The sequence below is a fragment of the Nesterenkonia sp. E16_10 genome (assembly GCF_017347085.1).
Taxonomy (GTDB): domain Bacteria; phylum Actinomycetota; class Actinomycetes; order Actinomycetales; family Micrococcaceae; genus Nesterenkonia.
The window spans coordinates 1-18,765 of the sequence record NZ_JADPSA010000009.1; the positions used below are offsets into that span (position 1 = coordinate 1).

The following is an 18,765-nucleotide window of genomic DNA, read 5'->3' on the forward strand; positions in this document are numbered from 1 at the left end:
GAGGCATACTGGGCTGGCGCACCCCAGCTGAGGCCTTCGCCGATCAACTACGCTCATTGCAACAACAGACTGTTGCGACGATCGGTTGAATACGGCTTGGGACCCGGCATCCGAGTGGCTGATCAACTGACCCCGTTCCACCGGGTGGGCCTCGCGATCACGCTGCCAGATCGCCATGCGCAGCGGGATATCCACCAGCTCGGTCTCTCTGGTGGTCGCCGCGTTCCACCCGATGATCTGCTGGGCGAAGACATCGACGATGAGCCACATAGGACCACCCAGCCCAGGTGCGCACATAGGTGAAGTCCGCGACCCAGACACGATTCGGCGCATCGGCGGTGAAGTCCCGGTTCAGCAGGTCTCCGGCGCGGACCCCGTCCTTGGCCGGGATCGTGGTGCGGATTCCCTTGCCATTCGCCCACACCGGCCAGCCCCAGGCTGCGCATGGCCCGGTCCACTGAGCCCCGGGAGGCACCCGGGAGGCACCCGGGAGGCTGCGGCGAATCAGCGCGGTCATCTTCCGCCGGCCGTAGAGGCCTTCCGGAGCCAGCTTGGTGTTTCCCTGGCGATCGGTCGTGAAAGCCAGTCCCCGAATGCGGCCCTCCACTGATGCATCAATGATGGTGCGGGCAGCGACCTGCTGGTTACTTCTAGCCCAGGCCCGGTAGGTTCTCGCTGCGATCGTCAGACCTTCGGCAGAAAGGATCTGACAGATCGACTCGACAGCGAAGCCTTGGCCTGGAGAGTTCCTCGATGAACGCCAGGATCAGCGGCTGCGGGGGTCGAGTTCCCCCGCGAAGAAAATTGAGGCCCTGCGCAGGATCTCGTTGGTCTCTTTCAGCCGACGGTTCTCCATGCGCAGCTGCTTGAGCTCGATGTTCTCATCGGTGCTGACACCTTCGCGGGCGCCGTGGTCGATCTGGTGCTGACGCACCCATCGCCGGAGCGTGTCTTGGCCGACACCGACCTGCTTGGAGATGACCTCTACAGCGGCGGTGCGGGAGGAGTATTCAGACTGGTGATCGAGGACCAATCGGACGGCGCGCTCCTTCAGAGCGGGATCGATTCGACGAGGCATAGCTACATCCTTTCAGCTTAAAAAGATGCGGCATCAAACCTGAGACGCTTCACTCTCGCAGCCGCCGGTTCGATTCCGGCAGGCGGCTCCGATGGACCCTCTGATCTGGCTGCATATTCAGTTTGGAGGGTTTTCTCGTCTCATGACACCTGAGCGGCACCCCTGGACCAGTCTCGGCCCCTCACCGGGCCAGCCTTAGTCAGACCGGGTCCTGGACCAGCGCGTAGACCCGCGACGGGCTCGCAGTTCCGTCCACGATGGGCAGCGGAGCGACCACCAGCATCGCCCCGACAGCCGGGAGCTTGTCCAGGTTCTGCAACGAGGTGATCCCGTACTTGTCGTTGCCCAGCAGGTGAGAGTGCACCGGGAACGGCGGGTCCAGTTCGGCGCCGCGGCCGGCATCGATCCCGACGGTCTCCACTCCGATGCCCGAGAGCGAGGTCTGCTCCGCGATCCACAGGGCCGCCTCTGCCGAGATGCCCGGGGTGTGTGAGCCGGTCTCGTCGACATTGAGGAATGCCTCCTGGTCCTGTGAGAATCGGTCCCACCCGGTCCGCAACAGCAGCCAGCCGTTCTCGGGCAAGGGACCATGCTCGGCCTCCCAGGCACGAATGTCCTCGATCTGGAGCAGGAAGTCAGGATTCTTGTCCACCTGATCCCTGACATCGAGCACCGCGGCCGGGCCGATCAGCCGTTCGGGCGGGATTGAGGACACGTCATGGCCGCCTCTCCCCGATACCCAGTGGACCGGAGCATCGATATGGGTGCCGACGTGTTCACCGGTGTGGATGTTGTGGTGCTTCCAGAACGGGCCCGGTTCGTCATACTCCGAGACCTTGTCCAGACTGAAATCAATCAGATTCACGAACGGCTCGGGCAGCTTCAAGGTCGGCGTTGAGGCGGAGAGCGGATTCGTGAGATCAACGATGCGCACAGATCTGTCGGTCAGGCCGGCGAGCAATGCATTCACTGCGGTCATGTGGTGACACCCTCTTCTCGAGATGGAACTCAGGTGAGGCTATCGGAGTTTCAGTGCCCCTTGAAAGCCTCGGCCAGCCACCAGGAGCCTCCGTCGTCGGCGACCTTCGCATCGATCACCAGGGGACGCCTCGGGTCCGACTCGATCCATTTCCGCAGCGGTGCAAGGTCCTCGGTACAGCGCACGGTGATGGCCTCGGCGCCGAATCCTCGAGCGATCGCGGCGATATCCGTGTCGGGGAACCTCACCGTTGCCAGGTCATGCCCCTCACCGAAGTGGTGGACTTCCGCCGAGTAGGCCGCGTCGTTGTAGACCACCACGACCAGGGGCAGCTTCAGGCGCACCGCGGTCTCCAGTTCCTGAACGGCCATCAGGAACCCGCCGTCACCGGTTCCCAGCACCGGCATCCGCCGAGGCTGGGCCAGCGCTGCTCCGATGGCGGTGTACAGGCCCAGTCCGATCGACTGGAACGCCTGGGTGAAGCAGAAGCCGAACTCGTCGGGGACGTCGAAGTACTGGCTGGGGTAACCCATGAAGTTCCCCGAATCGACGCTGACGATCCGCTCGGCCGGAAGGATTCGGTTGATCTCCTTGGAGAGCTCCCGCGGATCGATGTTCTCTCCGGGAGTGCCCAGAACCTCGGTCGGGGTCTGGTCCCAACGCGACTGGGTCGCAATCCGCTCTTGCACCGAAGGTGTGCGGTAGCCGGTCCGCTCCCGGCCCTCGACTGCTCCCAGGAGCGCCTGGGCGACGCCGCGCGCACTGCCGAGGATCGGGATGTCAACGCCGCGATGGGCACCGAGTGCGGAATCCTCGACGTCGACCTGGGCGACCTTGGTGTCGGGACCGATGAGCTTGCCGTGGCGGGTGGTCCACATGTTCAACGCGCAGCCGAACGCAACGACCAGGTCGGCGTCTCTGATCAGCTCTGCGCTCAGCGGTGAGGAGAAGCCCCCGGAGATGCCCAGGTCGAAGTCGTTGCCGTGGAAAAGTCCCTTCGCCACGGCGCTGGTCGCCAGCAGGGCTCCGGTCGCCTGCGCCAGCGCCGCGATCTCATGCTTCGCGCCACGGCCACCACGACCCGCCAGGAACACCGGCCGCTCGCTGCGAGCCAGCGCCTCGATCAGTGGCTCCAGCTCGCCCTGGGACGGCGTGATCTCGGGTCGCGGCTCGACGCCGAGCTGCGGGATCTCTCCGAGAGCCTCCGCGGCCTGGACGTCCAGGGGAAGGTTCAACACCACCGTGCGGCGGTCCCGGACTGCCGTGCGATAGGCCCGGAGGGTGTCTGCCAGCGCAGATGCCGCGGAGTGAACGCGTTCCGGCTGTGCCGAGAGCGCGCGGGCGAAGCCTGTCTGATCCATGGCGAAGTTGGAATGGACCTGGTGAGCCGCACTCTCCGCGGCCAGCACGATCATCGGGGTGCGGGACTTCGCGGCTTCGGTGATTCCGGTGCCGGCGTTGGTCAGGCCGCACCCCTGGTGCAGGCTCAGCACGCTGACCTCCGCGCTCATCCGAGAGTAGGCATCGGCCATGGTCGCCGCGCCGCCCTCATGCCTGGAGGCGATGAAGGGCACTCCCGCTGCGCGCAGGGCGTTGGTGACGACAAGGTTCCCGCTGCCCACGACGCCGAAGGCGTGGCCGACACCGAGGCGGGCGAGGTAGGTGCCGACCTGTTCTGCGACGGTGATCATCTGCTCTCTCCCGGAACGTTGAATGGCTGACCTGACCCATTCGACCATGCCGAGCCCGATCGGCGATGCCGGACGCGAAGCTCCTCGGTGCCCGCACCTTGTCGCTGAGCCTCGGTGAGACGAGACTGACCCCATGACGAGTCATCTGCTCTCCTGGTCCGGCGTCGACGACGCTGACCGCTCCGACCACGCCTGCATCGAACTGAGTGATTCCTCGATGCACGCCATCGGCGCCACCCAGGCCCGACATTTCAGCTCGGCCTGGGAGCTCGAGGTCGCCAGCGGGTGGACGACGCAGGCGCTGCGCGTGACCACGCACGGGTTCGGCTGGTCACGCTGGTTGGAGCTCACCCGATCAGAGTCAGGTCGGTGGTCTGCCGAAGCTGGTGCTCGGGGCGACACCAAGCTGCCGCCGCCGGGTCTGGAGGAGCCCGCGACCCTGGACGACGCGGTCGACTGCGATCTTGGACTGTGTCCGGTCACCAACACGATGCCGATCCGCCGGCTCGGGCTCCTGGACCGGGACGTGCCGGCCACACAGCTGGCCATGGCGTGGGTGGAGATGCCGTCGTTGCGGGTGCTGCGCAGTGAGCAGGTCTATGCCTCGCAGTGGGAAGGTGAGCGCAGGCTCGTGCGGTACAGCAGTCTGCGCGGCGACTTCAGCGCCGACCTGACCGTGGACTCCCATGGGCTGGTGATCGACTACCCGTCTCTGGCCCGCCGCCTCTGACGCTCAGCTGCCGGCAGGGGTTCGGCCGATCGAGAGGAGCTGCGGCTCCTGGGCGGGCGCCGGAGTGCAGCAGCCTCCACCGCTGTTCTCGGGGGCGTCGAAATCGCCGGCGCCGCCGCAGACTCCGGTGTCGGGCAGCTTCAGCTCGACCCGGGCCGCAGCCTCGTGGTCCCCGGCCAGCTCGGCGACCACGCTGCGCACCTGCTCGTAGCCGGTGAGCGCCAGGAAGGTCGGGGCCCGGCCATAGGACTTCATGCCCACCAGGTACAGATCGGATTCCGGCTGGGCCAGATCGGCGGCCCCGGTAGCCTGCACGGATCCACAGGAGTGCACGTTGGGGTCGATCTCCGCCGCCACACGGCGCGGCGCCTCCAGAATCGGATCGAGATCGAGACGCATCTCGGAGAGGAAGGACAGGTCCGGCCGGAAGCCGGTGAGCGCCACCACCGCGTCGACGGCGGGCAGTTCACGGCCATCCTCATCGATCAGCACCACCTGTTCACCAGTGCGTCGAACCTCGGCGGTCCGGAAACCGGTGACCAGCTGCACGGCACCGGATTCCACCGCTCGCTGTGCGCGCTGACCCAGGGCGCCGCGCTGCGGGAGCTCATCGGCTGCGCCTCCCCCGAAGGTTCCCTCGCCGACGACTCGACGGATCGCCCAGGTGATTCGGGTGCCGGGGTGCTTCTCGGCGATCTGGGTCAGCTCGTGGAGGGCGTTGAAAGCTGAGTCGCCGGAACCGATGACCACGACATGCTTGCCGGCGTACCGGGCGGGCTCCGCCCGATCAGGCACCTGGTAGCGGATCAGGTCTACGGCCGCGCGTTCGCCCAGGGCGGGCACGCCATCTGCGCCTGCTGGGTTCGGGACCCGCCAGTTCCCGGATGCGTCGATGACCGCGCGCGCCTGCACGCGGGACTCCACACCGGCGGAGTCGATGAGGTGCACGGTGAACGGCTGGCCCGCCCGGTCGGCGTCGACCAGACGGTCGCGGCCCTTGCGCGAGACCGCCGTGACCCGCGCGTCGCAGCGGACACGGTCCCCCAGCACCGTCGCCAGCGGGGCGAGATAGTCCTGCACCCATTCGGCTCCGGTGGGGTATCCCGCCTCGGGTGCGGTCCATCCGGTGGGCTCGAGCAGTCGCGCCGAGGCCTGATCGATCAGCTCGGGCCAGGCCGAGAACAAGCGCACGTGTCCCCATTCGGACACGGCGGCAGCTGGGTTCGACCCGGATTCCAGCACCAGCGGCTCGAGGCCATGCTCCAGCAGGTGGGCCGCGGCCGCCATTCCCTGGGGGCCGGCACCGATGACGACGACGGGAAGACCATTCATGGTTCACTGCTCCTTGTATTGATGAACCTCGATGCATCCACTCTCGGTCATGCATCGACAACTGTCAATGTATTGGAGAGAATGGGGCGTGACCCAGAATGGAGCCCCGTGACTGACCAGGTTGAACCATCCCCTGAGACCACCTCGGCACCACCCGCGCACGTGCCGATCGCGATCATCGGCGGGGGCCAGTCCGGGCTCGCCACCGGGTTCTATCTCCGCCGAGCCGGCCTCACGCCCGGTGAGGACTTCGCGATCCTCGATGCCGCCGAGAGCCCTGGAGGCGCCTGGCCCCGCATGTGGGAGGGTCTGCGCACGTTCTCGCCGTCCTCGTCCTCCTCGTTGCCGGGGTGGATGATGCCCTCCTGGGATGAGTCCGAACATGGATACCCTCCGCGTTCCCATGTCGTGGACTACCTCACCCGATACGAGCAGCGCTACGATCTCAAGGTCTTCCGCCCCCGGCGGGTCACCGCGGTGCGGACCCAGGACCAGGATCCACAGGGACGGCTGGTCCTGTCCGGGGAGAATCTCTCGATGACGGCGCAGACCGTGATCTCCACGACGGGGACCTGGGAACGGCCCTTCTGGCCGGTCTATCCCGGAATGCGGGGCTTCTCCGGGAGGCAGCTGCACGCTGCGGACTACGTGAACCCGCGGGACTTCGCGGGCCGGCGAGTGATCGTCGTCGGCGGAGGCAACTCCGCCGCCCAGATCCTGGCCGAGGTGTCCACCGTGGCGGAGACGACGTGGGTCTGCAGCCGGACCCCGAGGTTTCTCCCCGACGACGTCGACGGTAGGGCGCTCTTCGCCGCCGCCACCGCCCGCATCAAGGCGTTGGAACAGGGCCGGGAACACGCAGGGGTGGCCGGGCTCGGCGACATCGTAATGATCCCCTCGGTGCGGGACGCGCGGGACCGCGGCGCCCTGCGCGCCAGCCCGATGTTCACCCGCTTGACCCCCTCAGGAGTGGCCTGGGAGAACGGTGACAGCCAGGATGCCGACGCCATCATCTGGTGCACCGGGTTCCGCCCGGCGCTGCATCACCTTCAGCCGCTGGGTCTGCGGGATACGCACGGCCACGTTCCGGTCGGCGGGCCCTCCAAGACCCAGGTCATCGGTGACCCGCGGCTCTACCTCCTGGGCTACGGGGACTGGACCGGCACGGCCTCGGCCACTCTGGTCGGGGTGGGCCCCTTCGCCAAGGCCACGGCCAGGGCCGTCACCGGCACCTGAGGGCTGAGGTCTGAGGGTCAGGGGGCCGCCTCGGACACCACCAGGCCCAGGTGATCCGCCAGCGAGGGCGCCAGTTCCACCAGTTGTTCCTCACTGATCACCGCGCCCTTGAGTCCGGCGAGTCCGACGATCCGACTCAGCGCGGCGCCGCGCAGGTCGACGTCTTTCAGTCGGGCGCCTCCCACCTCCAGCGTGCCCACAGTGCAGTCGGAGAACTTCACCCGAGTGGCACGGGCACCGGAGATGTCCAGCTCAGCGATGGTGCAGTGTTCGAACAAGACGTCCGCCAGGACAGCATTGCGCAGATTCACCAGGTCCAGCTTGCATCCGCGCAGCACCAGCCCGCTGATCCCGGCATCGTAGAGTTCTGCGACGCCGAAGCGGCTGCCCTCTACCGAGACGTCCCGCCAGGTGGATCGAGGGGCCTTCAGATGTGGGGCGCTCACCCGCTCCCAGCGCGATTCCAGCACCGAGGCCGCGGAGAGGTCCGTGTCGGCGAGCGCCACGGATCGCAGCACGCATTCGGTGAGTCTGCCGCCGGAGAGATCCATACCGGAGAGGTCCGCATCCGTCAGCAGGATGCGGTCTGCCTGCCCGGTGCGCTCCAGCGCCTCGACGCTGCCTGCCTCCAGGTCAACCGGTCGGGAGGTCCGGAGTTTGGGGCCTTGAATCGCTCGCATCTGCCTGCCTCTCAGTCGGGCTCAGCCTAGCCCCGCGGACGGACATCGCCCGGTGTTACAGTGCCACAATGGACCTTCGAGTAGCTGCCTATGCCGTCATCACGGACCAGGACGGGCGGATGCTGCTGCCGCATTGGCATGTCAGCGGCACCGCCAAGGGCTGGACTCTTCCCGGGGGCGGACTGGACCCGGGTGAGGACCCGGCCGACGGCGTCGTCCGAGAGGTCTTCGAGGAATCAGGCTACGAGGCCGAGGTCCAGGAGCTTCTGGGCATCGACAACTTCATCATCCCGGGGGATCGTCGGATCCATGAGAGCGAGCGCGGGACCGCGCTGCAGAATCTGCGCATCATCTACCGGGCACGGGTCACCGGCGGCGCCCTGACCGTGGAGCCGGACGGGTCCACCGACGCCGTGCGCTGGTTCAGCCACGCGGAGATCGACGGGCTGCACCGGGTCTCGCTGGTCGACGTCGGCCGCCGCTTCGCGGGACTGCTGAGCAGCACCGCGCACTGACCCACCGCGCCGACTCGAGGCTGCTCCCAGCCTGATCCGACCTCCGGCTCAGACCGCCGCGTCTGCGGCGTCCCGCAGCGCCTCTTTGACCTGGTCCGCCCGGCGGCGCACGGCTACCAGCTCCCCGTGGCCCAGCCGCACCATCGCGGCGGCTTCGGCGGTGGTGGCCAGGTGATTGGCCGCCCGAGAGAGCGAGGAATGCAGCTTGGTGGCTCCGCCGGGCACCTGGAGGCCATCGCTGAAGTGGCTGACCTGCGCCCTCCGGCAGAGCTCGTAGACGGTGTCGAGCTGCTCGGCCAGCTCGTCGCCGATCAGCACCAGCTGGCTGTAGGTCGCGTCGTCCGCCACCCCGTCGATGACCTGGTGATACCGGTCCAGCCCGCGGACGTAGCGGTCATGGGCCTGACGCCACAGTCCCTTGCCCAGCTCCTTGTCGAGGCGACGGGCGCGGCGGCGGCGGGGAAAGAGCTTCATCATGATGCGCAAAAGTCTATCGAATCGCACCCTCCCCCTCTCTTGAGGGGCGGATTCTCCGACTTGTTAGGCCCGAAAACCGCGCCAACTGCTCGGAGATTCCGCCCCTCAACGCGAGCGGGGAATCACGTCATGGTGAGCAGGATCTTGCCGGTGTGGGTCCCGGAGTCGAAGTACTCATGCGCCTTTGCGACCTCGTCCAGCGGGAAGGTCTTGTCCGTCTGGATCCTGATCTGCCCGGATTCGATCAGCGGCCAGACCTCCTCCCCCACCGCTTGGACGATCTCGGCCTTGGCTTCGGCGTCGCGGGCGCGCAGCGTGGTGGCGATGATGCGCAGCCGCTTGGCCAGCATCAGGCCCAGGTCCAGCTCAGCGGTGCGCCCACCCTGCAGCCCGATGATCACCAGCCGCCCGCCGGTGGCCAGGGAGCGCAGGTTCGTCTCGAGGTACTTCGCTCCGACCACGTCGAAGATCACGTCCACTCCGCGGCCCTCGGTGAGCTCCTGGACCCGGGCAGCGAGGTCCTCCTCGCGGTAGTTGATCACGTGATCTGCCCCGAGTTCGACGGCGAGGCTCGCCTTCTGCGCGGAGCCGACCGTGGTCAGCACCTTGGCCCCGAGCCCGTGCAGGTACTGCAGCGCGAAGGATCCGATGCCTCCGGTGCCGCCATGGACCAACACGCTGTCCCCGGGCTGCACCTGAGCCTCCCCGCGCAGATTCGAGTGCACGGTGGCCGCCACCTCGATGAGACCGGCGGCGTCGGTGAGGCTGACCCCTGCCGGGATCGGCAGCACGTGGCGGGCATCGACGACCACCTTCTCCGCGTAGCCACCTCCGGCCAGCAGCGCGACGACCTCCTTGCCGATCAGCTCCTGCACGGCCACGTCCGCCCCGGGACCTGCCGCGAGGACTCGACCTGAGACTTCCAGCCCGGGAATCTCCGAGGCGCCCTTCGGCGGCGGATACACCCCGAGGCGCTGCATCACATCGGCACGGTTCAGTCCTGCGGCGGCGACCTCGATCAGCACCTGCCCCTCTGCGGGTGTGGGGTCTGCCTGGTCCGCGAGGGTGATGACCTCCGGTCCTCCGGCCTCGGTGTAGTGCACTGCTCTCATGCTCGCGCTCCTCAACTCGATCCGTCTCTGCGACTCACGTATAGTCTGTGTCTGGAGTTTTCCACGAAACACCGGAGAGCTCCACGCCGGCTGAAAAGCCCAGGAGCGCTGTCCGAGCGGCCGAAGGAGCTGGTCTTGAAAACCAGTGTGCGGCAACCCCGCACCGTGGGTTCGAATCCCACGCGCTCCGCTCTATGAGATGTGGGGTCCCGCGGCCGGGGCCCCACATCGGTCACTCTGGCGGGTGGCTGCAGCAGCTCAGAACGGTCTTCTTCCGCCCCGACCATGCGGACACCGGTGGTGAAGCGGAGGTGTGGATGCGCAAGGAATCAGCGGGGCCTGGACTGCTGAGCATCCTGCTCGGCGCCGTGGCTGCCGGCCCGCTGCTGCTCTACGGGCTCAGCGCCACCAGCGAAGCGATCATCACTGACCTCGGGATCAGCGAGGCGCAGTTCGGGCTGCTGGCCACCATCTGTTTCGCCTGCGCTGCGGTCGGCAACGCCACGCTGGGCCGACTGGCCGACCGGCGCTCCGATCTCACGCTGATGACCGCGGTCTTCCTGATCGCCGCCCTGGCCCTGGGCCTCGCCGGGGTTCCCGGTGGATATCCGGTGCTGCTGATCGCCGCCGGCCTCTCCGGTGTCGCCCAGTCCTTCACCAACGGGGTCACCAACCGGATCCTGCTCGAGCGCGTCCCGGCGAGCAAGCGCATCGGCTGGGTCGGGGTCAAGCAGTCCGGAGTCCAGGTCAGCCAGCTGGTGGCCAGTCTGAGCTTTCCGCTGCTCGCGGTGCTGGTCGGCTGGCGCGGCACCGCCCTGCTCACGGCCCTGCTGCCGCTGCTGCTGCTGGTTCTGACCTGGCGGATCCTGCGCACCGTCCCGCTGCTGCACCCCACCCGCGACGCCGAGCCCAGCTCCAACGCCTCGACCTCCGGCAGCTCCGAGACCTCCGGTCGCCCCAACGCCTCCGCACAGTCCCCCGCAGCACCCCGCGGGCACTCGGCGGCCGTCTGGGCGCTGGCCGCGTTCGGCTGCCTCAACGGGATCGGCGTGCAGGCCACCAATGTCTATCTGCCGCTCTTCGCGGTCCGCGAGCTCGACTTCTCACTGATCCTCGGCGGCGCCACGGCCGCCGTCGCCGGCGTGGTGGGGGTGACCGCTCGGATCGGCTGGGCTCGGGTGATGGCCCGCGGCGCCTCCGGGCCGTTGCTGCTGCTGATCCTGGCGCTGACCGCGCTGGCCGGCGTCGGCGCCTTCCTCGGCGCCGACGCCACCGGCTGGGCCGCGCTGCTGTGGACCGCAGTGGTGCTCCACGGCGCCTCGGCACTCGGGGTCTCGGTGGTGCTCATGAGCGTGCTGCTGCGCAGCATCCCCTCGGCGAAGATGGCCTCCTCCTCCGGGGTCGTCACCGCCGGGATGTTTGCCGGATTCGCGATCGGCCCGCTGGGCATGGGCCTGTTGATCAGCTCCGGCGGCGGCTTCACGCTGGGCTGGATGGCGGTCGGAGTGGTCTACCTGCTCTCCACGCTGCTGGCCGTGATCCTGGTCAGCCGCCGCCGTCGGCCTGGCAGCCGCTGAGCGACCGCAGGCCCGCAATATGCCGGTGGCAGGGCTCCCGCGCCCAGTACAGTGAGGCGTGAACAGCCCCTACCCAGGAGGTCACCCATGACCGGCCACACTCCCCCGCAGGACGTCGCGCATGCCGCCCAGCGCGCTCTGAGCTGGATCGATGAAGGAAAGGCCGGAAAGGGCTTCACCGACACCGGACGCCACCGGGCCCAGGAGCTGGCTGAGCGTTCCGCGGTCCCGTTGGAGCACATCCACAAGATGCGCCAGTACTTCGCCCGGCACACCGTGGACCGCGACGCCGAGGGCTTCCACCACGGTCAGGACGGCTACCCCAGCCCGGGCCGGGTCGCCTGGGACGCCTGGGGCGGGGACCCGGGTGAGACCTGGGCGAACCGGGAGAAGTTCGACGACGCCGACTGAGCATCCACCGCAGCAGAGAGCAGGCACCGATCATGGCATTCAGCAAGGGCGACAAGGTCTCCTGGAACACCCCGCAGGGCAAGACCCACGGCACCGTGAAGAGCAAGCACACCAAGGACCTGGAGCACCAGGGTCAGACGTTTCGGGCCTCCTCAGAGGACCCGGTCTATGTCGTGGAGTCCGAGAAGACCGGCGCTGAGGCGGCGCATCACGAGAAGGCACTCGACAAGCGCTAGCCGATCAGCAACAACAGATCAGCCTCGGTAGACCAAGGCTGGCTGATCAGGACTGCTTCTGCGTGATCCGTGACGGAGAGCGCACGAAGAACGCACCGACCACCGCCGCCAGCGACACGATCCCGGCGATCATGAACGCCGACTGGGCGCCGGAGGCCTGCGCCGCAATCGCCCCGAGCGAGCCCGACTCCTGGGCCGCGACCCGGGACATCGTGGTGATCAGCACCGCTACGCCGACGGCGCCGCCCACCTGCTGCAGCGTGTTCAACACTGCGGAGCCGTGGGAGTACAGGCTGGGGCGCAGCGAGCTCAGCGAGGCTGAGAACAGCGGGGTGAAGGACATCGCCAGGCCGATGGACATGGCGATCTGGATGCTGGCCAGCAGCGCGACCGGGGTACTCTCCCCCACCAGGCTGTAGGACCAGAGCCCGGCGGAGACCAGCATGGTGCCAGGAATCAGCAGCGGCCGCGGGCCGCGGGCGTCGTAGATGCGCCCGACGATGGGACCCAGGATGCCCATCACCACGGAACCGGGCAGGACGATCAGTCCGGCCTGGGTGGCCGAGAGCCCGACGACGTTCTGCAGGTAGAGCGGCAGCAGCGTGAGGCTGCCGAACATCGCCAGCGCCAGGATCGTCATCACCACGACCGCCATCGTGAAGTTCACCGAGCGGAACACCCGCAGGTCCAGCAGCGCCTGCTCGCGGCGCTGCAGCCGCAGCTGGCGCCACACGAACAGCGCCAGGGAGACCACGGCCGCGACGAGCATCAGCGCGATCACGCTGGTCGGGGTGTCTGCGGACTCGGTCCCGTGGGCGCTGCCGAGCTGGCTCAGCGCGAAGACCGCACCGCCGAAGCCCAGTGCGGAGAGGATGACCGAGGCCACGTCGATGCGCTTGTATTGGGACTCCCCCAGGTTCAGCATCCACTTCGCGCCGATCAGCAGGGCGATCACTGCAATGGGCAGGATCAGCCCGAAGATCCAGCGCCAGCTCAGCGAGTCCAGGATCAGACCAGAGACGGTGGGGCCGATGGCGGGGGCAAGCGCCATCACGATGCCGGCCCGGCCCATGATCCGGCCGCGGGAGTGCTCAGGCACCACGTTCATCACGGTGGTCATCAGCAGCGGCATCATGATCGCGGTTCCCGAGGCCTGCACGATCCGCCCCACCAGCAGCAGGCTGAATCCGGGAGCCAGGAGGCAGATCAGCGTACCGAGGGTGAACAGGGTCATCGCCGTCAGGTAGACGCCACGGGTGCTGAATCGCTGCAGCACCAGGCCCGTGATCGGGATGACGACCGCCATGGTCAGCATAAACGCACTGGTCAGCCATTGCCCCAGCGCGGGATCGATCCCCAGTTCCACGTTCAGCTGTGGGATCGCGATGCCCATGGTGGTCTCGTTGAGGATCGCGACGAACGCCGAGATCAGCAGCAGCCAGATGACTCGCATGCCTCGAGGGTCGATCGTTTCTGGCCGCGTTTCGGCCGCGGTGCTGAGAGACACTGTTGAACTCCTTGGAAGAGAACCACGCGATGGACCGGCGTGGACGTGGGCAACCCCACCGGAGAGACACTATATGACTATCGTGGCAGAGTCTGCCAAAACAGGCAGTTAGACTGGACACATGGGTGAATCGATCGGCATCAGGGAGCGGGCGCGTGGAGCGCTGCGCGGAGAGCTGGCGGATGTAGCGCTGCGACTCTTCGAGGAGCGCGGCTACGACGAGACACCGGTCGATGACATCGCCTCCGCCGCAGGCATCTCACCACGGACCTTCTACCGCTACTTCGGCACCAAGGAGGAGGTGCTCTTCGGGGACCTGCCGCCGACCAGCGTGGACCTGCCCGCGCTGCTTCAGGACCACCTCACCCGACTGGACCCCTGGGAATCGCTGCATCAGACGCTGCGCCACGTCGCGGAGAACATCCGCACCGAGCGCGGCCGCTGGTCACGACTGCTGCGCGTGGTCAACACCAGCGATGCGTTGCGCGCCGGGCATCTGGAACAGCAGATGAACCTCGCCCAGTCCCTGATCCCGACGCTGGCCCCCGCGGTTCAGGGGCCGGCGACGTGGCGCGATCTGCGTGCACGGGTGCTGGTATACACCGCGCTGACCTGCTTCGACACCGCGTTCTCGCACTGGGCCGAGCACGAGGGCGATATCGAGATGCTCGAAGCCCTAGACATCGCGTTCGCGACGGTGCCGAACGCTGGTTCTGCACAGTCCTGAATCATGGGCTTCGCGGACCGCTAAATGGGACTATGCAACGCGCCGAGACTGCTCCCCGCGTGCACGGCACTGGAGAAAATGAGGATTGGCCTCGTCTGACTAAGCGGTTAGGGAGTAGTTCGTTTCTACCCGGGGGTGCGGCGTCGTAAACTAGTTGCCTACGGCAATTCTCACGATGGGGGCGCAATTTGGGTTTCAACGTGCGATTGGGTGCAGCCTTCGGGACCCTGATGCTCGCAGGTACGGGCTGCGCGGGGCCGAGTGACTCCTCAGCCCCTAGTGCGCCGACTGTGACCGTCACTGCAACCCCTGAAGCTGCTGGCGAGACCGAGCCCGATGAGACTCCAGAGCCCACGGTCACAGTAACTGCCACGGAGACAGTGACAGCCACGCCTGAATCGGAGATGGATCAGGGTCACTATGGATTGCCCGAGGGGTACCCGGAAGTGGTCCCCGTCAGTGACTTGCCTCAGCAGATCCAGAGCGCCTTCCAAGAGCACTCAGAAGCAGTGGCACTCGCTCCTGGAGTATGGACCGCCCTTCCTGAAGGAGCGACCATCGAAAGTGCTGTAGAGGCCGGTGGGCACACGGGCTGGTGTGCCTCCATCGAAGCGTTCGTCAGTGAATACCGTGAGGGAGAACCTGCCGGAGGGACTTGTTGGTAGGCGCTCGCGGATTGGAGTGGACATCCTTTGTCACCCGGGGCTAGCAACAAACGTCAATAAAGGACGTATCCGTGGCTCGTCCGGAGAGGAGCCCTGTCAATACCGTAGGTAAGATCCTCGCAGGCTAGATGCAACAGGGGTCAAGGACCTCCTTCGGCCAAACATCGGATGTGCGTATCCAGCGAGACTGGGACTTTGCCTGTGGTCGAAGTGTCGCTCGGGCAGGCCCTGTCCACCATGTAGCGGTTCTTCTCTTGGTAGCGAATAACATTGCGCCATGGGAGCTGTGAATCTAGAAAACCTCTATCAGGCTGCACTGCTAGCGTCGGTGGCACTTACTTTGGTGGGCGCAGTCCGGGCTTCGCTCGGAGCGCCACTCAGGCGTCTGCGCAAAGGTCTACTGCAAGATTCTGAGCTCCTTGGGGTTTTCAAGGGACGCGCGCAAGCCGACCTGGTGCGGGACCTGGATCGCAGGTCCTATCGCATGCTGAGTCACCTCAGGTACCCGTTCGGGACCGCATACGAGACCTTGCTGCTCTTGCCTTTGATAGGGTCCATAGCGTTTATCTCGGTGCTCCCTGGTGAGATGCGTCGATTGGGTGACGACGGATACCCCCCGTTCGATGCCGCAATCGGACTTCCCGTCCCCTTTGGATTGGCTATTACGGTCTACGTGGTGATTCGCCGTCGCATATACGACCGGGCAGCCGACAGGATCGAATACCTCTACGAGCGTTGTGGAGATCAGGAGGCCGAGAATTTGGCCAAACTTTATGCGTTTCCGCTCATAGCCATGGCGCTGGTGTTTCCGTTCGGCATGGCTGTACTCCTACTTTGGAACGGAGTCGTATTCCTAGACGAGCTCCAGATCATAGAGTGGTCACTCCTCCTGGTCCTTGTGGTCTTTGGACTCGTTGGGCTGGTCCTGGTCAAGGGAAGAAACCACAGGGCAATGATCTACATAGGCTGGTATCTACACTCCGATTTCCCGCAGAATGATACGCCTCGTTTACGCCCAAGAGCATTGGGTCGAACTCAAAGTGACGTAGACGACTACGAGCTAGCAGTAAAGGAGTTCACCACACCCTGGCGTGGCGAGTCTGGAAAGCCTGCCAAGAAGGCACCAAGGAAGTCTTTGAGCCACAGCGCGTCCGACTGAAGCATGCACCAGTAGGCCACTCCTGGCCGGACACTTTGTCCCTCCGAGTGCCATCTCCCACCTGTAGTGCTTGCTTTCCGACAACAGATATCTCGGAATGTTCTTCAGTCGGACAGCTACCAGGAACCCAGATGGGGCAGCTATGAGCCAGCAGCGCACAGACAGCGCTTCGGATACGCGCGCGTCTCCAGGGAGAGCAAGGCCCAGCGTGAGCAGCTCGAGGCCGCAGGCATCGATGCTCTCGACATCGAAGAGGACCACGGACGTACCGGCACCACTATGAGGCCCCCTTCTTCGGAAAAGCTCATAGGAGCTTGGTCCAAGGATCAGGGACGCTTCATGGATGGACGCACGCGCACAGGTGACGTTCTCACCGTCACGATGCTCGACCGTTTGGGAAGGAACACACGTGAAATGCTCGAGTTCGCCGACCGCCTCAAGACCTCAGGGATGAACCAGCACACCTTGAATATGGACATCGACACCAGCACGCCTGGCGGCGAGCTGCTCTAGTATCTGATGTCTACGATCGCGACGATGGAGTCCAGGATCAAGGCTGAGCGAGCACGCAATGGTGTGCAGCTACGTCGCGACCGAGGGGACAAGGTCGGAGGCCGACCCAAGGCATACTCGGATCAGCCGATCCAGAGAAAGGCCGAGTAGGTCCGGCAGGGACTTCTCAGCGCCGCCCAGGCAGCTAGGGGGTTGGGTATCAGAAGGTCCACTCTCTACAAGCGAACCGAGGGGATGGGGCTCAGTCTCAAGGCACGCCCTGAGAGCCCTCAGGAGCCAGGCTCAGGCACTTAGCGACCGAAGGTGCAACCGCGGGCACCTATGAGGCGCTCTGGAGGAGCTTTCAGGGGCGGTCACGGGAGGCGTAGACATCATGGTGTGCCAGTAAAAGCCCATATCTCGACCTGGGTCTCAACCGAAGTCGATAGGCCTTACTGGCGTGGGATCTCTCGACTCATGTCAATCAAGTACTTCATCGCACCGTGTTTCCTGACCGTACTGGAAGTTCTTGGACGGTCATCGAGCGTAGGGATTTCCATAGTGAACCTCAATGTGCTTCCGCTGCCACTCGAGATGCCATAGAACGGCCATGCAGAATGCTCCAAGGGCAATTGACCCACCGAATGCCATGAGTGCTAGACCCGTCGCAATCCCCCCGGGGGAGCCCCCGTAGAGAGCCAATCCAAGCGAGAGTAGTCCAATCACGACTATCAGAAGGCCCGTGAATGTTGGCCCTTGCCCGGGGCGCTCACCTCCCGGCGGTAGGTTTCTGCGACGGCCTTTCGTGCGCTTGACTGGAACACTTGTGGGGATCTCGCGCTGCACGCTCTTTGGTTCACTGTCCGCGTGTCCCATCCAACTCATGCCAGGCTCCCCATGCGCTGCTCGTCAGTTTCTCTGTTCCCAGCGGCGGGATTTTTGCCGCATAGAAGGCAGTCGACCAATATTTTCATCACTTCGCCCCTCGGTGAGTGGTAACCGGTTAATCTCGAGTCTATGACTACGTGAGCATTCAGTAGAAACTATCCTTGGGACCCTCGGAGCCCGACGTTCGACTATCGAATGGTCAATGCCTGCGAAAAATAGGCACCGCGAGATTAGTACCGCATTTAGAAGTATCCGGGGTCGTCTAGGCACCCAGCTGATCAAGTCGGTGACTCGACGACTCTTGCTCCACCTCTCCACCCCTAGTTCGGCACCCTATCGATATTGAGAAATCCGCAGGTCGATGATTGCTGACCTTCGGCATCATCCGACTCTACCTAGTTCTGTTCGCGCTCTAGGCCTGCAAGAGTTCCGGGCAACCAGGTCGCGGCAGGTCCGGTCGAGCTCAGGACTGGCAGGACGGGCAGAAGTAGATCACGCGGTCTTCCACGGCGGCCTTGCGCAGCTCGGCCTCGCCGAGCTCGCTCTTGCGCAGCCGGGTTCCGCAGCGCATGCAGGGCTTGCCGCCGCGCCCGTAGACCCAATACGGAGGCCCTGAGGTGGGGTTGGCGGTGGTACACCGTCGGATCCGCAGCCGGTTCACCGTCAGCAGCTTCTCGCTGAGCTCGATCACCCGCGCGAGGTTCGTCACCTCCGCCACGGGACGACTGGGCAGGATCCCTGCGAGGAAACAGATCTCGCTGCGGAAGACATTGCCGACGCCGGCGAGGTTGCTCTGGTCCAGCAGGGCCACTCCGATGCTGCGCTGCGGTGCCGAGAGCAGCCGGCGGGTCGCCTCGGCGGGGTCCCAGTCCGGTCCGAGCAGATCAGGACCTAGGTGGGCGAGCTTGTCCTGCTCTTCGGCCGTGGAGAGGATGTTCAGCTCCCCCAGGGAGAAGCCCACGGCCTCCTGGTCCTGAGTGCGCAGCACACAGCGCGCCGTATGCGCGGTGCGACGCCAACGGGGTCGTGATCCCGCGGCGTCGCGGGGGTAGACGTGCCAGGTCCCCTCCATCTTCAGGTGGGAGTGCACCGTGAGATCACCGACCCGCATCAGCAGGTGCTTGCCCCGGGCGATCACCTGCTCCACGGTCCGGCCCGAGAGATCGGCCGTGGCATGTCTCGGCACCCTGAAGTCGCTGGACGTCAGCACCTTGCCGGCAAGGGCCGCGTGCAGCACGGCCGCCTGCCGGAACACGGTATCTCCTTCGGGCAC

The 18,765-nt window shown here is 65.8% G+C and carries 17 protein-coding genes, 1 tRNA gene and 1 pseudogene; 10 read left to right on the forward strand and 9 right to left on the reverse strand.

Annotated elements, in window-relative coordinates; genetic code table 11:
- Positions 1-96: 96 nt before the first annotated feature.
- The 3 genes and pseudogenes from I2487_RS15430 to I2487_RS03285 form a co-directional block, all read right to left on the reverse strand.
- Positions 97-1,078 (reverse strand): annotated as a pseudogene (locus tag I2487_RS15430) (IS3 family transposase); the annotation flags it as partial.
- A 199-nt stretch (positions 1,079-1,277) separates the two neighbouring features.
- Positions 1,278-2,057, reverse strand: a complete 780-nt coding sequence (locus tag I2487_RS03280) for a cyclase family protein (protein WP_207169698.1) — start codon at positions 2,055-2,057, stop codon at positions 1,278-1,280.
- Positions 2,058-2,107: 50 nt separating this feature from the next.
- Positions 2,108-3,748, reverse strand: a complete 1,641-nt coding sequence (locus I2487_RS03285; RefSeq protein ID WP_207169699.1) for a thiamine pyrophosphate-binding protein — start codon at positions 3,746-3,748, stop codon at positions 2,108-2,110.
- Between the two features lie 133 nt (positions 3,749-3,881).
- Here I2487_RS03285 and I2487_RS03290 point away from each other — a divergent pair, with 133 nt between their 5' ends.
- Positions 3,882-4,478, forward strand: a complete 597-nt coding sequence (locus tag I2487_RS03290) for a putative glycolipid-binding domain-containing protein (RefSeq protein WP_207169700.1) — start codon at positions 3,882-3,884, stop codon at positions 4,476-4,478.
- 3 nt (positions 4,479-4,481) lie between these two features.
- Here I2487_RS03290 and I2487_RS03295 read toward each other — a convergent pair whose 3' ends face one another.
- Positions 4,482-5,810, reverse strand: a complete 1,329-nt coding sequence (locus I2487_RS03295) for an NAD(P)-binding domain-containing protein (protein WP_207169701.1) — start codon at positions 5,808-5,810, stop codon at positions 4,482-4,484.
- 108 nt (positions 5,811-5,918) lie between these two features.
- On the opposite strand from I2487_RS03295, the gene I2487_RS03300 reads away from it, so the two are divergent.
- Entirely contained in the window at positions 5,919-7,046 is a 1,128-nt protein-coding gene (locus I2487_RS03300; RefSeq protein WP_345941321.1) for an ArsO family NAD(P)H-dependent flavin-containing monooxygenase, read from the forward strand.
- A gap of 17 nt (positions 7,047-7,063) precedes the next feature.
- On the opposite strand, the gene I2487_RS03305 is transcribed toward I2487_RS03300, so the two are convergent.
- On the reverse strand, positions 7,064-7,726 hold the full coding sequence (locus tag I2487_RS03305; RefSeq protein ID WP_207169703.1) for a pentapeptide repeat-containing protein: 663 nt from the start codon (positions 7,724-7,726) through the stop codon (positions 7,064-7,066).
- A gap of 68 nt (positions 7,727-7,794) precedes the next feature.
- Here I2487_RS03305 and I2487_RS03310 point away from each other — a divergent pair, with 68 nt between their 5' ends.
- Positions 7,795-8,241 carry an NUDIX hydrolase gene (locus I2487_RS03310; RefSeq protein WP_207169704.1) on the forward strand — a complete coding sequence of 149 codons (447 nt, stop codon included), beginning with the start codon at positions 7,795-7,797 and terminating at the stop codon, positions 8,239-8,241.
- A 48-nt stretch (positions 8,242-8,289) separates the two neighbouring features.
- On the opposite strand, the gene I2487_RS03315 is transcribed toward I2487_RS03310, so the two are convergent.
- The gene (locus I2487_RS03315; protein WP_518523696.1) at positions 8,290-8,718 is read right to left on the reverse strand and encodes a hypothetical protein; all 429 of its coding nucleotides are present in this window, start codon (positions 8,716-8,718) and stop codon (positions 8,290-8,292) included.
- 122 nt (positions 8,719-8,840) lie between these two features.
- Entirely contained in the window at positions 8,841-9,830 is a 990-nt protein-coding gene (locus tag I2487_RS03320; RefSeq protein WP_207169705.1) for an NAD(P)H-quinone oxidoreductase, read from the reverse strand.
- 102 nt (positions 9,831-9,932) lie between these two features.
- On the opposite strand from I2487_RS03320, the gene I2487_RS03325 reads away from it, so the two are divergent.
- The 4 genes from I2487_RS03325 to I2487_RS03340 all read left to right on the forward strand — a co-directional run bounded on the left by I2487_RS03325 (position 9,933) and on the right by I2487_RS03340 (position 12,054).
- Positions 9,933-10,020, forward strand: a tRNA-Ser gene (locus I2487_RS03325).
- Positions 10,021-10,147: 127 nt separating this feature from the next.
- Positions 10,148-11,407, forward strand: coding sequence for an MFS transporter (locus tag I2487_RS03330; RefSeq protein WP_207169706.1), 1,260 nt, complete (start codon positions 10,148-10,150; stop codon positions 11,405-11,407).
- 87 nt (positions 11,408-11,494) lie between these two features.
- Positions 11,495-11,818 carry a hypothetical protein gene (locus I2487_RS03335; RefSeq protein ID WP_207169707.1) on the forward strand — a complete coding sequence of 108 codons (324 nt, stop codon included), beginning with the start codon at positions 11,495-11,497 and terminating at the stop codon, positions 11,816-11,818.
- A 32-nt stretch (positions 11,819-11,850) separates the two neighbouring features.
- Complete coding sequence (locus I2487_RS03340) at positions 11,851-12,054, forward strand: hypervirulence associated TUDOR domain-containing protein (protein WP_207169708.1); 204 nt, start codon at positions 11,851-11,853, stop codon at positions 12,052-12,054.
- A 46-nt stretch (positions 12,055-12,100) separates the two neighbouring features.
- On the opposite strand, the gene I2487_RS03345 is transcribed toward I2487_RS03340, so the two are convergent.
- Entirely contained in the window at positions 12,101-13,507 is a 1,407-nt protein-coding gene (locus I2487_RS03345) for a DHA2 family efflux MFS transporter permease subunit (protein WP_207169709.1), read from the reverse strand.
- Between the two features lie 175 nt (positions 13,508-13,682).
- Here I2487_RS03345 and I2487_RS03350 point away from each other — a divergent pair, with 175 nt between their 5' ends.
- The 3 genes from I2487_RS03350 to I2487_RS03360 all read left to right on the forward strand — a co-directional run bounded on the left by I2487_RS03350 (position 13,683) and on the right by I2487_RS03360 (position 16,625).
- On the forward strand, positions 13,683-14,288 hold the full coding sequence (locus tag I2487_RS03350; protein ID WP_207169710.1) for a TetR family transcriptional regulator: 606 nt from the start codon (positions 13,683-13,685) through the stop codon (positions 14,286-14,288).
- Between the two features lie 1,149 nt (positions 14,289-15,437).
- Positions 15,438-16,112, forward strand: a complete 675-nt coding sequence (locus I2487_RS03355; protein ID WP_207169711.1) for a hypothetical protein — start codon at positions 15,438-15,440, stop codon at positions 16,110-16,112.
- A gap of 66 nt (positions 16,113-16,178) precedes the next feature.
- A complete protein-coding gene (locus tag I2487_RS03360; RefSeq protein WP_207169712.1) occupies positions 16,179-16,625 on the forward strand; it encodes a recombinase family protein in 447 nt (148 codons plus the stop codon).
- A gap of 1,330 nt (positions 16,626-17,955) precedes the next feature.
- Here the strand turns inward: I2487_RS03360 and I2487_RS03365 are convergent.
- On the reverse strand, positions 17,956-18,765 hold the full coding sequence (locus I2487_RS03365) for a DNA-formamidopyrimidine glycosylase family protein (protein ID WP_207169713.1): 810 nt from the start codon (positions 18,763-18,765) through the stop codon (positions 17,956-17,958).